Source organism: Shewanella sp. UCD-KL12 (genome assembly GCF_001957125.1).
Taxonomy (GTDB): Bacteria; Pseudomonadota; Gammaproteobacteria; order Enterobacterales; family Shewanellaceae; genus Shewanella.
The window spans coordinates 1-12,177 of the sequence record NZ_MPHJ01000001.1 but is presented as its reverse complement, the minus strand read 5'-3'; the positions used below and the strand labels follow the sequence as shown (position 1 = coordinate 12,177).

Annotated in this window: 13 protein-coding genes and 1 pseudogene; 8 read left to right on the top strand and 6 right to left on the bottom strand. The window is 41.9% G+C overall.

The genetic code is table 11. The features are described 5' to 3' along the window. The first annotated feature begins 221 nt into the window (after nucleotides 1-221). Nucleotides 222-434: a hypothetical protein gene (locus BM736_RS00070; RefSeq protein ID WP_076407401.1), complete on the top strand. Its 213-nt coding sequence runs from the start codon at nucleotides 222-224 to the stop codon at nucleotides 432-434. A gap of 112 nt (nucleotides 435-546) precedes the next feature. Here BM736_RS00070 and BM736_RS00065 read toward each other — a convergent pair whose 3' ends face one another. Continuing rightward, complete coding sequence (locus BM736_RS00065) at nucleotides 547-1,113, bottom strand: phosphoribosyltransferase (protein WP_076407400.1); 567 nt, start codon at nucleotides 1,111-1,113, stop codon at nucleotides 547-549. A 323-nt stretch (nucleotides 1,114-1,436) separates the two neighbouring features. Beyond that, nucleotides 1,437-3,215, bottom strand: coding sequence for an alkaline phosphatase (locus BM736_RS00060; RefSeq protein WP_076407399.1), 1,779 nt, complete (start codon nucleotides 3,213-3,215; stop codon nucleotides 1,437-1,439). Nucleotides 3,216-3,403: 188 nt separating this feature from the next. Between BM736_RS00060 and BM736_RS00055 the strand changes: the two genes are divergently transcribed. After that, nucleotides 3,404-3,823, top strand: coding sequence for an HPP family protein (locus BM736_RS00055; protein ID WP_076407398.1), 420 nt, complete (start codon nucleotides 3,404-3,406; stop codon nucleotides 3,821-3,823). An 87-nt stretch (nucleotides 3,824-3,910) separates the two neighbouring features. On the opposite strand, the gene BM736_RS00050 is transcribed toward BM736_RS00055, so the two are convergent. Together BM736_RS00050 and BM736_RS00045 are read right to left on the bottom strand one after the other, a co-directional pair. Further along, on the bottom strand, nucleotides 3,911-4,579 hold the full coding sequence (locus BM736_RS00050; protein WP_076407397.1) for a peptidylprolyl isomerase: 669 nt from the start codon (nucleotides 4,577-4,579) through the stop codon (nucleotides 3,911-3,913). A gap of 192 nt (nucleotides 4,580-4,771) precedes the next feature. Then, nucleotides 4,772-5,722, bottom strand: a complete 951-nt coding sequence (locus tag BM736_RS00045; RefSeq protein ID WP_076407396.1) for a DUF808 domain-containing protein — start codon at nucleotides 5,720-5,722, stop codon at nucleotides 4,772-4,774. 340 nt (nucleotides 5,723-6,062) lie between these two features. Between BM736_RS00045 and rpiA the strand changes: the two genes are divergently transcribed. The 5 genes from rpiA to gntH all read left to right on the top strand — a co-directional run bounded on the left by rpiA (nucleotide 6,063) and on the right by gntH (nucleotide 10,567). Further along, nucleotides 6,063-6,719 carry a ribose-5-phosphate isomerase RpiA gene (gene rpiA, locus BM736_RS00040; RefSeq protein ID WP_076407395.1) on the top strand — a complete coding sequence of 219 codons (657 nt, stop codon included), beginning with the start codon at nucleotides 6,063-6,065 and terminating at the stop codon, nucleotides 6,717-6,719. A gap of 617 nt (nucleotides 6,720-7,336) precedes the next feature. Then, nucleotides 7,337-7,591 (top strand): hypothetical protein, encoded by a 255-nt coding sequence (locus BM736_RS00030; RefSeq protein ID WP_076407394.1) that lies wholly within the window; start codon nucleotides 7,337-7,339, stop codon nucleotides 7,589-7,591. Nucleotides 7,592-7,741: 150 nt separating this feature from the next. After that, entirely contained in the window at nucleotides 7,742-8,056 is a 315-nt protein-coding gene (locus BM736_RS00025) for a hypothetical protein (protein ID WP_076407393.1), read from the top strand. A 518-nt stretch (nucleotides 8,057-8,574) separates the two neighbouring features. Continuing rightward, on the top strand, nucleotides 8,575-8,796 hold the full coding sequence (locus BM736_RS00020) for a hypothetical protein (RefSeq protein WP_076407392.1): 222 nt from the start codon (nucleotides 8,575-8,577) through the stop codon (nucleotides 8,794-8,796). 529 nt (nucleotides 8,797-9,325) lie between these two features. Further along, nucleotides 9,326-10,567: a guanitoxin biosynthesis MBL fold metallo-hydrolase GntH gene (gene gntH / locus BM736_RS00015; protein WP_076407391.1), complete on the top strand. Its 1,242-nt coding sequence runs from the start codon at nucleotides 9,326-9,328 to the stop codon at nucleotides 10,565-10,567. 88 nt (nucleotides 10,568-10,655) lie between these two features. On the opposite strand, the gene BM736_RS00010 is transcribed toward gntH, so the two are convergent. Beyond that, on the bottom strand, nucleotides 10,656-11,582 hold the full coding sequence (locus tag BM736_RS00010) for a LysR family transcriptional regulator (protein ID WP_028763928.1): 927 nt from the start codon (nucleotides 11,580-11,582) through the stop codon (nucleotides 10,656-10,658). Between the two features lie 149 nt (nucleotides 11,583-11,731). Beyond that, nucleotides 11,732-11,854, bottom strand: coding sequence for a hypothetical protein (locus BM736_RS25345; protein WP_256717639.1), 123 nt, complete (start codon nucleotides 11,852-11,854; stop codon nucleotides 11,732-11,734). A gap of 73 nt (nucleotides 11,855-11,927) precedes the next feature. Between BM736_RS25345 and BM736_RS00005 the strand changes: the two are divergent. After that, a pseudogene (locus BM736_RS00005) lies at nucleotides 11,928-12,177 on the top strand (alpha-amylase family glycosyl hydrolase); the annotation flags it as partial.

Here is a 12,177-nt window from a genome sequence, read left to right as displayed (position 1 = left end):
AATGAGCCTCTGGTTGGTAATTTTGAGCAGCAACAATATAGCCAAACTGCTAACCCATTGATCTTTAAGGTTCTGTGTCTTGGCACAGCCATTGCTTATTCATAAGATATAAACAGAGATTGCTCATCGATACAAAATGCATAAGTATCATCGAAATATATGCAGCACCATATTGACGCGTTAACCCAATTTAAAAAGAACAGATAGAGGGAATTAGACACATGGGACCATTTGAAGTGATGACCGTTGCCATAATCGCAGTGTTTGGCGTAAAGGCATTTAAAGAATATAACCACAGAAAGACCAGCGTCGATAACAGTGAAGTCGATGCGCTTAAGGCGGAACTCGTCAAGCTGCAAGATCGCGTCGCTACGCTTGAGGTCATAGTCACCGATAAGTCATACCAGCTGGGTGAACAGATCAACAAGTTATAGTAATACCAATCAGCATATGAAGCGCTAAACCCAAAGTCAGGCGTAATTAAAACAAAAAAACCAGCGCATAATACTATGCACTGGTTTTATTATTGCTAATCAGTTATCTGTATTAAACAAATAGCTCTTTGATATTAGCCAGATCGCCTTTACCTTCGGCAATCTCCTCAGGTGATAAACCTGAAACTTCATGTGGGAACACAAGCCACTCTTCGGACTCATGGATAAAGTAGTCCGGCTTTAATGGTACAGAGGTATTTTTAGGCTTGTAGTAAGGGCACGCAATACGTACATCCTTTGGCATATTCAGGCGCATAAGCTCACTAAGCTTATCTTTAAGGGCATGTATGCTACGGCCAGAATCAAACACATCATCGACAATCAAAAGTCCATCATCAGCGTTGGCGTTCTCAACAATATAATGCAGACCATGCACTTTAATTTTTTTACTCTGCTTATCTGTGCCGATGCCGTAGTAAGAGGAGGTACGAACAGCAATATGATCTGTCTCTACTTCCTTAAAATCGAAATATTCCTGAACAGCAATACCGATTGGTGCTCCACCACGCCAGATCCCGACAATAAACTGCGGGCGAAAACCGCTTTCGTAAACCTGCGCCGCTAAGCGAAATGAATCTTCAAGCAACTCCTTTGCTGTAATAAAGTGCTTATCTGACATTCGACCGTCCCCATCTTGTTATTTAATTTGGTCAACATGGTAGGTGAAACGATCATCCCAAAGACGGAATGCGCGCTATTTTCCCCTGTGATCACATCACAGGTTAAAGTGTAGGCACCTACCAGATTTTGGGAGCGAATTTTATACTAAAATGCGATGTGATGCCTCATATAAAATAAAAACTTAGACACCTAACCAAATTTTTTGACAAATATCTCAATTACGAAGCAGTAAGAGGTTTAGAAAGCAGAGGTTAGCAGAAATGAGCCACACCATAGGTCTAAGTCATTCCTGCTAAAAGATAAACGAATACTCGTTAACAGTTAGCCAATATCAGCCACCATAGCACTTCCCATCATACAAACGGCACTATGCTTTTTGCTCATATCTTCACTGTATTGCTCAGATAGAATGGTATCGACATAATGCCAATCACTACGAACTTGCTCTTTAGTAAATGTCAGCACCATAAAACCACGGTTTCTCAGGTTGGTGTATTTGAGACCCGAAACCATCTCTAAAATACCCGCTTCGACTTGTGCTTGTTGATCTTCAGGGATCCCTAAATAATACTCAAGTCCTGGTGAGGAAACGGAGCTAGTTGCAAACTCAACCCCAACCTTGTCACCATGACTATCTGTGAGCTCATTTGCCCAAGCATTATGGGTATCACCCGCTAGCACGACTAAGTTACAGCCATTAGATTTAGCTGTGGCTAGCACGACTTCACGCTCATAAGCATAGCCATCCCACGCATCTAAATTATAAGGCACTGCAGGCATCTGCAGTAACGCCATCGCTTCAGGTGTTAACCTATGCTGGTTTTCGATTAAAAAGGTATATTCAAAAGTGGTAATAGTCGGGTCTTTTGCTTCCCAGCGCGCCGCTATCTGCGCCAGTGCAGCTAACTCGCCAAACTCAGTAACACTGAGCTTTTGCATTGCAATAGCTGCCGGTAGCATCATGCTGCCCATCAATACTTGTTGCCCAAGAACTTGCCACTTCCCCGTTGCCGTTAACAAGTTTGCTTGTAGCCATTGCAACTGCTCCGCTCCCAGTAAAGTACGCTCAGCACCCGTGACTTCAGCCATAAACTTCTGACTATCCATTGCTTGCGTGACCGGATCGATATAGTCAGCATAATCTAGCGGCTTATCTCGAGCTAAGACTCGAGTATCAAGCATATGCAGATCAACGAGATCACCAAAACTGAATGAACGGTAGATCTCTTCATGATTGCCCTCTCGCCAAGGACGAATAGGTAACCATTCAAAATATGCTTGTAGCGCAGCCTGCTTTCTTGCATCGAAATCGCCGTCATCTTCATTATGGTTCTCTGCACCATGCTGCCAAGTATCATTAGCAACCTCATGGTCATCCCATACTGTGATAAATGGCACTTTGGCGTGAAGACCCGCTAAACTCGAATCGCTACGATATTGAGCATATCGAGTTCGATAATCAGAGAGAGTCAATAACTCGCCTTCAGGCAGAACTTCGCGACCCAGTTCGGCAGCATTTTCACTGGCATACTCACCTCTAGCATACTCATAGATATAGTCACCGAGATGAATAACCGCGTCTAGCTCCTCTTGCTGAGCCGCTAAGGCGTATACATTAAAGTGGCCAGCTGGAAAGTTTGCACAGGAGAGCACCGCAAATTTAACTTGCTCGATCGCCCCTTGTGGGAGCGTAATGGCACTGCCTACTTCAGAGCTAATATCGCCCTGCTTAAAGCGATAAAAATACTGAGTACCAGCCTCAAGCCCAGTAGCATCAATCTTGACGGTATAATCTCGCTCAGCGCTGGTGATCATCTCTCCATTAGTGACTAGATTTTTAAACTCTGTGTCACTAGCAACTTCCCAACCCACAGTAATTTCACCATCGGTTTCGGGGGTCACTCGAGTCCATAGAATGACAGCATCGTGACTTGGGTCACCACTGGCCACGCCATGTAAAAATTCAGCAGTGCCTGCATCATCTGTTGTGCTGCTATTGTCACTGTCACTACAACCCATCAAGCCGTATGACACCACGGCTGCACCAACGCCTTTTGCAGACATCTCTAGGAAGTCCCGTCGAGTAAAGCTCCGTTTCATTATTATTATCCTTGTAAAACATGAAGTGGTAAGAGGTCTAACAAGTATCATGCAACCTTAACATTACATTTTTGCTACAAGATGTCTATTTTAAGAGCTTTTGCTTTAAATGAGGTATATTGATTGCTTAGCCTATTGATTTACGAGAGCCACTGGCCAATCAGAAAAACAGGTAAAGGGAGAAGAAAATGAACGTACGAGAGATAATGACAACCCAAGTGGTGTGTATCAGCGATGAGGCGAATCTAAAAGATGCCCACTCTCTTATGAAAAGTAGAAATGTCAGACACCTTCCCGTTATCTCAGAGCAAGACTCACGCTTGGTTGGCATCTTGACCCACAAAAAAATGGTCTCGACTGTGATGTCTTTAGTCACTAAGTACGGTAGCGATGCCTTAGATAGAAAGGAGCGAGCCCAAACTGTTGCCACCATTATGGATAAGGACTACCAGCACCTCACCGCTGATGAGCCACTATCGATAGTTGTTGAGTATTTTATCGAGAATAAGCTTGGCTGCTTGCCTGTGATAGACGCCTCTGGACACGTACAAGGTATAGTCACCTCATCAGACTTTGTGAAACTCTGTGCCAAGCTACTAAAGCTATAGTCACTCAGTAGTTCAAATAGAATCGCTCAAACTAAAAAGCCCTGCCGATATAAGACAGGGCTTTTATACTTAACGCAAAGCAGGAACTTATGCTGAGGGGCAGCTCATTTCAGCAATTGAGTTAATCACAATATCTTCAACAGGCACATCTTGATAGATCCCCCCGCTGCTCGAAACAGCATTTGCGGTATCAACGATATCCATTTGATCAACAACTTCTATGCCTTCGATAACTTGACCAAAAACAGCATAACCATGACCGTCTGATGCATTCGCTTTATCTAAAAACTCATTATCAATTGAATTGATAAAAAATTGCGATGTTGCTGAATCTGGATCACTGGTTCTAGCCATCGCTAAAGTTCCACGCAGATTACTAAAGCCGACACTCGCTTCGTTCTCGATAGAAGAATTACCATCCTTTCCAACCAAACCAGGCTTAAAGCCGCCAGTCTGTACCATAAACTGATGGATCACACGGTGAAATATCAAGCCATCATAAAAGCCTGAATCAACATACTGTTTGAAGTTCTCACCAGTAATAGGTGTGTTCGTCGTATCAATCGCTAAACTAATCTCTCCCATGCTCGTGCTCATTGTATAGCAGTAATCCTGAGACATCGTTGGCGGAGGGGTTGGCGTTGGAGGCGGCGTTGGAGTCACACCTGAGTCATCAGAATCGCTCCCACCGCCACAGGCTGTTAGTAAAGAGGCTACAACTAGACTTGACGCTAAACTCAATGCAAATTTTTTCATTTATATCCCTATCGACTGCTGGCCGGCTTGTTATTTTTATTAGATCTCTATTATTTAATACCTGATATTTAATACGTATGGGTATTAGTCGGGTATTTAGTCCGGACAATGACTGCTTAGACCGAAGCGATGTTACAAACTTGTAGCAACGGATACAACAAAATAAACAAGCTTAGATACAAACTAAAACATTTAAGCGGCTTTGAGTTGTTGCACGCTAGTCAGTAACAGCAAAGCAACGGCTCCTGCAATTACACCAAAGATAGTGTTAAGTAAGCTAGGCGTAATGAATGAGAGCAAAGGGCCAATTACTGCGATGGGTTCAAGCCAAAGTGCTACAGCTGAAAACTGTGCGCTTATCCAATGTAATCCATGGGTCAAAATCCCCCCACCGACCATAAACATGGCAATCGTGCCGACAACGGTGAGCCCGCGCATCAAGTGAGGTGCAGCATTAACCAGTTTGACACCGAACCAACGCCCGAAACGTGTCACGAGTCCCTCACCTTCCCGCTTACTCAAATAAAGCCCAGCATCGTCAAGTTTAACAATACCTGCGACTAAACCGTATACACCGATAGTCATCAGCAAGGCGATAACAGAGAGGGTGACAACTTGAGTTAAAAAGCTACTCTCGGCAACTACGCCTAACGTTATCGCGATAATCTCAGCTGAAAGTACAAAATCAGTGCGAATTGCGCCTTTGATTTTTTGCAACTCAAAAGCTTGCAGGTCATCAATTTCAGGCACGTCATCGTCGGCAATAACTTCTTTGCCATTATTGAGTTGAGCTTGTTTGGCTTTTCGCTTTTCATAGGTGTGATGCAACTTCTCAAAACCTTCGAAGCAGAGAAAAAGCCCACCAAACATCAACAAAGGGGTCACAGCCCAAGGGATAAATGCACTAATTAGCAGCGCTGCAGGTACCAAGATGCACTTATTACGAAACGAGCCCATAGCCACAGCCCACACCACAGGAAGCTCTCTATCGGCATTCACACCTGAAACCTGCTGTGCATTGAGTGCTAAATCATCGCCTAAAACACCCGCGGTCTTTTTAGCGGCAACTTTACTCATCAAGGCCACATCATCCAAGATAGCGGCAATATCATCTAATAATGTTAATAGGCTAACTCCAGCCATAGTGTTTCCTTACTTTTTTATTGCACTGACCAATATCTTTGATGACCCCAAGCGCTAATCAAACCGGTATCAAAAGCTTAAGCCAAACTTAATTACATAATGCAAACTTACTCTTAGCCCATGATTTAAGCTAGTAATATGAGATTAACGAGTCTTAATTAATACGTTAGATACACACTTGATTGGAGCCTGACTTAAACCAAATAGGCTGCAAAGTCGCCAAATAAAAATAGGAAAAGTGATAACTTCCGCTCTTTGTGGGTCGCTGCAGATCGAGCATTTTTATCTGGCTTGGGTATAATGGCGGCAGAATTTTAAATACCCCTTACAGGAAACGACCATGACACAAGATGAGATGAAAAAAGCCGCTGGTTGGGCCGCTCTACAATATGTTGAAAAAGATAGCATTGTAGGTGTGGGCACAGGCTCTACCGTTAACCATTTTATCGACGCTCTAGCGACAATGAAGGCCGATATCGATGGTGCAGTGTCTAGCTCTGAAGCTTCAACAGAAAAGATGAAAGCGTTAGGTATTCCAGTTTATGATCTTAACTCAGTCAATGAGCTATCTGTCTATGTCGATGGTGCCGATGAGATTAATGGCCAAATGGACATGATCAAAGGCGGCGGTGCCGCTCTGACACGCGAGAAAATTGTCGCAGCTGTTGCCGATAAGTTTATCTGTATCGTAGATAACACTAAGCAGGTAGATATCTTAGGTGAGTTTCCACTGCCTGTTGAAGTCATCCCAATGGCGCGTTCATATGTTGCACGCGAACTGGTTAAGCTTGGCGGAGATCCTGTATACCGTGAAGGCTGCATCACAGATAACGGTAACATCATCTTAGATGTGTACAACATGAAGATCATGAAGCCAAAAGAGCTTGAAGAGCAGATCAACCAGATCGTTGGCGTAGTGACAAACGGCTTGTTCGCTAAGCGCGGCGCAGATGTGCTATTAGTCGGTACCCCAGAGGGAGTTAAAACGGTTAAGTAGACCGTTTTATTGCTACTTTGCACGTAGCTCGTAGCTCGTAGCTCGTAGCTCGTAGCTCGTAGCTCGTAGCTCGTAGCTCGTAGCTCGTAGCTCGTAGCTCGTAGCTCGTAGCTCGTAGCTCGTAGCTCGTAGCTCGTAGCTCGTAGCTCGTAGCTCGTAGCTCGTAGCTCGTAGCTCGGCAGCATCATAGCCACTCTTTTAACGGGTGGCTTTTTTGTGTCTTCATTTAGTTAAAATTGAACTGGAAAGTCTACTGTATGGCATAGCTGTATTGTTATCTATCACCTGCGGTGAGCTTATGTGCAGGTGCTTCTGCGAAACGCCGTAAACGCATCCCTGTGGGCTCTACGATGACATCCGTGTCATCGAAGCTCGCAGCCGCACCTACACTTGGTCATTTTTCTCTTCGATTAAGGTTTTGTGAGTAACTTTAGGCCGAGTTTCTAACTCGCTTTTGCCCCAAAATCACTTAGAGTAATTGCTCTTAACACTTTTTAAGTTTGCCATTTGACCTAGTTTTTCTGATGTATCAATATGTATCTGGTTGATTAAAATTCCTCATTTTTCAATGGACTCAAACGTGGGGAGCTGGTCAGAATTTATAAGTGGGGGATTACATGGACGATGAACAATTAGATTTAACTGTGAATATGGTAAGCCGAATACACCCAGTATCAATAGTAATTAACTTTTTGTTTATGGGGGTTTTGCTTTCTGGGCTATATGGTTTACTTTTCGATAACAAGGCATTTAGCGGTATAGCAATTTACATCTTTATTGGCTTTGTTGTTAGATTAGTGCTTAGCGGTTTTTTAAAAGCATACTTGCGCTCGAAGTATAGAAAACTGCAACAGAGTGATAGTGAAGCCTAAGTAAAATAGCAAACAAACGACTATTGCTTCAGGGTAAATAACCTATATCTGACACTAAATGGTGAGTATTGTATCCCTAAATAAGTTGAGTGCTATTTAGGGGCAAGGTGACATCTACAGCACACTTGACTAAGGCTTCAAGGATAAACGATGAAGAGCGTAAATACGGGAGTTATAGTAGCATTATTCTGGTTAGGAGTTGCCTCTCAAGCAAATGCCTATACCGTTTACGGACAAGGTACAGCCACATGCGGAACATGGATTAAGGAACGTGAACAAAACGGATATAAAGACATGGAATATTGGATTCTTGGGTACATAACCGCTTCGGGTTTTTATGAGACTAATGAATTAAAGAAAAGTGATGTAAATGCGTTTAGTGTATGGATTGATAATTATTGCCAGAAAAATCCGTTAGATCAGATAGTAGATGGTGCACAAGCATTAGTACGAGCGCTCAAATAGCTGATGATTAATGCTTGCGGCTATCATTGGTATCTAAGTATTGATGGCTTAGCGTGATCGAACTAAGCCATTTTGCCCCATTATCACTTTCTACGAAAACAAATCTATATCTAACTCAGCTTAATGTGCAATAGAAAAAGTTATCCAAATAACTTTAGGGAAAAGGCTTCTAAGAGCGTGGTTTAGTCGCAAAGTGATACTTAACAGGCTTTCGGTATAATAATTTTCAGGGATTTTTAATAAGCCATTGATTATTATAGAGTCATAATTGTATATTTTTAGTTAAACGACTATAGTTGCTTGATTTAAAACCAAAAATAAGGACATTTTCATTCCATGAAAAATCTCATAATTATATTAACCATTACTCTATTAGCAGCATGTGCATCGACTAAGATTAATTATGCTCAAGAAGCATCAAAAATTGAGTTAGGGATGACTAAACAAGCGGTTATATCGTTACTTGGAACGCCTAAAAAACTTCATTAAGAAAGCGAAATGATTCAGTAGTTGAAGAAATGTCTTATTGGTCAGAAAAATCTATTGGATTTAGCACTTTTGATAATGAAATGATGGCAGACGATAGAGTTATGGTCGTTGTTGTTGATGGAAAAGTAACCGAATATGGCGACCTTATCATGAATATGAATCGTGCCATGGAAAAAGCAATGGATAACAATCTTGAAATGATGAAAGCAATGCCTCCGGCAGAAGTCAAAGTTACAGTAGAATCAAACTAACGAAACTATCCCATTACTTAGATTTTTCGAGCTTATTTGATTCAGTTAATCATTGTGCCAGGATCTCTTACTGACACAATGAATTATATCCAAATAGCTTCGTTAACTTTTTTTACTCCCAATGCGTGCTTACAAGATCAATCATGTCGGCAGACAATAAGATTGTCACTTTTATCGGTATAAACGCGAGTTGGTAGAATGATACTGACTCAGTTATGCCCCAAAGTGTGTCAGGACGGGATTGACCCTAGTTTCAAACATCTGCTGTTTGACTTACTTTCCCTCATGCCCAGGGCTCTAACTCTATGGCCAAATTAGCTAATCCACTACACCTCCCCCCCCCAAAAAAAAATAATGCATGTGCTCAACCAGACTACTATACCGTCGGCCATAAGAATTCTTTGATTGTTGAAAATTTCCCCGTCTTAACCAAATTCGGGTCTCTGTAATTCATATTCTTATCGTATTCAATCATAGATAATCTGCTTGCACTAACTTATTCAGTACCTAGTTTTTTATCGGAGTACCTATGAAATCGATCCCCAAATTATTAACTTACGTGCTGTGCACTTCTTTCACGCTTCCTGCGTTGGCAGAATCACCACTAGATTTCCAATTCCCGCGAGAATGCCGATTAACAGAGGCAGGGTATCCAGTCCCCTTATGTGGACAACCATTAACTAAACACAATGTTATTTCAAAAACTGACGGCGAGCATCGTCAATATTCAGAGCACTTTATAGCAGGGCAAGAATCAATCGAGCTTGATGAAATGCGAATAACGACAATCGGCTCTGGTAACCCACCTGTACGTATGGGACAAGCATCCACAAGTTGGTTAGTAGAACTTGGAAATGGTGATAATTTCATCTTTGATGTAGGGGGTGGAACAGTACCAAATCTCTGGAGTCTTGGTTTACCTCACGATTCATTGGATAAAGTCTTCGTCACTCACTTACACTTAGACCACGTTGGCGGAATATTTAATTTATGGGATTCAATGGGCTGGGGGCGCAATGCACCTTTAAATGTGTATGGATCTTCTGGTCATACTCCTGAGCTGGGAGTTGCAAGCTTTGTCGAGCATGTTGAAAAGGCGGCGGCTTGGCATGTACTTAGTAAAACCGGGATCGCCGCAAATGAAGGCATGCAAATCCAAGCCCATGAATTTGATTACTCGAAATTTAGCCCCGAAACGCCGAAACAGTTAGTATATTCAGAAAACGATGTGAAAATATATGCGTTCCCGGTTGATCATATTCTGGTTGGTTCAGTGGGTTATCGACTAGAGTGGAATGGGTTATCAATGGCATTTACTGGCGATAGTGAGCCTACAACACATGAAGCTGAAATGGCGAAAGGTGTAGATGTGTTCATCCACGAGCTGTTTATTGATGCTCCAACATTTTCAGACAAAAACAATATGCCTATAGAAGTCGCTGAGAATATTGTGCATAAACATACTTCAGCAAGTGAGCTTGGAGAAATATTTACAATTTCTAAGCCTGGTTTAGGGGTAGGAACGCATTTCTTCACTAATGAAGATACGATTGATAGGGCCTTTAAAGGACTTGTCGAGTCATATGGTGGCCCAGTTGCTATTGCTCAAGATCTTATGGTTATTAATGTAACTAAAGAGCAAATTGTCACTAGAATGGCACGAACAGATTTGTTGAGTTGGTCTGCACCATCTGAGCCTGGTGAAGTGACATTTGATGAAAAACCCACGGAAGGGCTAACGCCTAAATGGGTATCCGACACTCGTTTGTAACAATGAACAATATATTGGCTTGATCATGTAAAACTTAAAACGCCCTGACTGGGCGTTTTTTAGCGATAAAAGAAAATGTTGTTTAGCGTTAGGGCTGTTCAACAGAGTTAAAAAAATCTTGCAGGGTTTGATGTAAGTATTGATTTAAAGGATAGCTCCTACGTGTTTGCAGATACCCACCAATAATATCAAACCGTTTATGTTCATCCGCAACTAGTGGTAGCGGATGAACGTCTAAATCTTCTCCCAATTCGGCTACATAACTGCTGGAAAAACAAATCGCGTCGGTTGTTTTTACGGTATGCAACGCCGCTTTGAGACTGTGTGTTTTCAGTACTACATTAGCTTGATACCCTTTTAATTGGTAGATGTCGTGTAGCGCGCTTTTGTCGTAGTTGACACCTGCTAAATAGAGTTGAACAATAGGTAATTCATGAATTCTTTCCCACTCATTCCCTTCTTTTAAAACTGGATGATTCTTTCTAGCAAGAATTCCTGAAGTCACGGTTTTTACATGGTGGCTGTAAATATCTTGAGGGAATGGAAAGTTTGAAATTTGTAAAGCATAATCAATTTTTCCATTTAACATATCTCTTAAAGACTGATTCTGCCAAAAGTCTAATTCGACTTTCGCATTTGGAAGCTTAGAAAAAAGCAGTTTTATTAACCGTTCTCCGAACACTTCTAATATGTAAGTATTAACGGAGATCGACACGGTGCCACGAAACTGAAATGGTTCGAAGTTACTAAATGAATCAATAACTTTTGCGACAGGGTTGAGCATTTCTACGGTAGCTTCGGAAAGCTGGATTGCTAATTCAGAGGGTTCGATGCCGTGCGCTTTTCTTAGAAATAGGTGGTCTCCAAACGTTTCTTTAAGCTTTGCCACACCACGACTCACACTGGTTTGTGAAATACCCAATATTTCAGCAGTTTTGTAGGTATTCCGAGTTTCAACCAGCACTTTCAACATTCTGAGTAAGTTCAAATCCATTTCGGTCAGTGCTTTGTCCATTAAACTTCCCTGATAAGTGAAATATCGACATTGTATTGTAGCTGTATTGAACGCTATGTAGTAATGATGTGGAACAAATATGCTGAGTTCGGCCCATGAAAAAAGCCAACTGAATAATCAGTTGGCTTTGATAAAGTCTATAACGACCGTTATTTCTGAGTTAGCTCTGGGAATCGCCACTCTCCATTGATAATTTCAGATTGAGGTTCATACATGCGGACAAGATAGTTCCAACCATCCGTTGTAGGTAAACAAAGAGACAGGACAGCCATATCTTTTGTACTTTAGTATTTTCTTAACTAGGCTTTTAGTTATCTCAACATAGTGTTGTATAGGATGGTTATTATGACTTCTGCTCGAAGAACCCTTATTGATGCTGAGTCGACGCCGTTTTATCACATAATAAATCGTTGTGTAAGAAGAGCCTACCTCTGCGGGGAGGATAACCTCACAGGTAAAAGCTATGAGCATAGACGCTGCTGGATTGTCGATAAAGTCAAAGCGCTTTCTGCCATATTTTGTATCGATGTATGCGCCTATGCGGTGATGAATAATCACTATCACCTAGTCCTTAAAATCGATACCAATAAAGCGA

What these genes read in the sequence shown, in the direction of transcription:
- BM736_RS00070 (WP_076407401.1), top strand. Translation starts at nt 222, where the DNA reads ATGGGACCATTTGAAGTGATGACCGTTGCCATAATCGCAGTGTTTGGC.
- BM736_RS00065 (WP_076407400.1), bottom strand. Translation starts at nt 1,113, where the DNA reads ATGTCAGATAAGCACTTTATTACAGCAAAGGAGTTGCTTGAAGATTCA.
- BM736_RS00060 (WP_076407399.1), bottom strand. Translation starts at nt 3,215, where the DNA reads ATGAAACGGAGCTTTACTCGACGGGACTTCCTAGAGATGTCTGCAAAA.
- BM736_RS00055 (WP_076407398.1), top strand. Translation starts at nt 3,404, where the DNA reads ATGAACGTACGAGAGATAATGACAACCCAAGTGGTGTGTATCAGCGAT.
- BM736_RS00050 (WP_076407397.1), bottom strand. Translation starts at nt 4,579, where the DNA reads ATGAAAAAATTTGCATTGAGTTTAGCGTCAAGTCTAGTTGTAGCCTCT.
- BM736_RS00045 (WP_076407396.1), bottom strand. Translation starts at nt 5,722, where the DNA reads ATGGCTGGAGTTAGCCTATTAACATTATTAGATGATATTGCCGCTATC.
- rpiA (WP_076407395.1), top strand. Translation starts at nt 6,063, where the DNA reads ATGACACAAGATGAGATGAAAAAAGCCGCTGGTTGGGCCGCTCTACAA.
- BM736_RS00030 (WP_076407394.1), top strand. Translation starts at nt 7,337, where the DNA reads ATGGACGATGAACAATTAGATTTAACTGTGAATATGGTAAGCCGAATA.
- BM736_RS00025 (WP_076407393.1), top strand. Translation starts at nt 7,742, where the DNA reads ATGAAGAGCGTAAATACGGGAGTTATAGTAGCATTATTCTGGTTAGGA.
- BM736_RS00020 (WP_076407392.1), top strand. Translation starts at nt 8,575, where the DNA reads ATGTCTTATTGGTCAGAAAAATCTATTGGATTTAGCACTTTTGATAAT.
- gntH (WP_076407391.1), top strand. Translation starts at nt 9,326, where the DNA reads ATGAAATCGATCCCCAAATTATTAACTTACGTGCTGTGCACTTCTTTC.
- BM736_RS00010 (WP_028763928.1), bottom strand. Translation starts at nt 11,582, where the DNA reads ATGGACAAAGCACTGACCGAAATGGATTTGAACTTACTCAGAATGTTG.
- BM736_RS25345 (WP_256717639.1), bottom strand. Translation starts at nt 11,854, where the DNA reads ATGGCTGTCCTGTCTCTTTGTTTACCTACAACGGATGGTTGGAACTAT.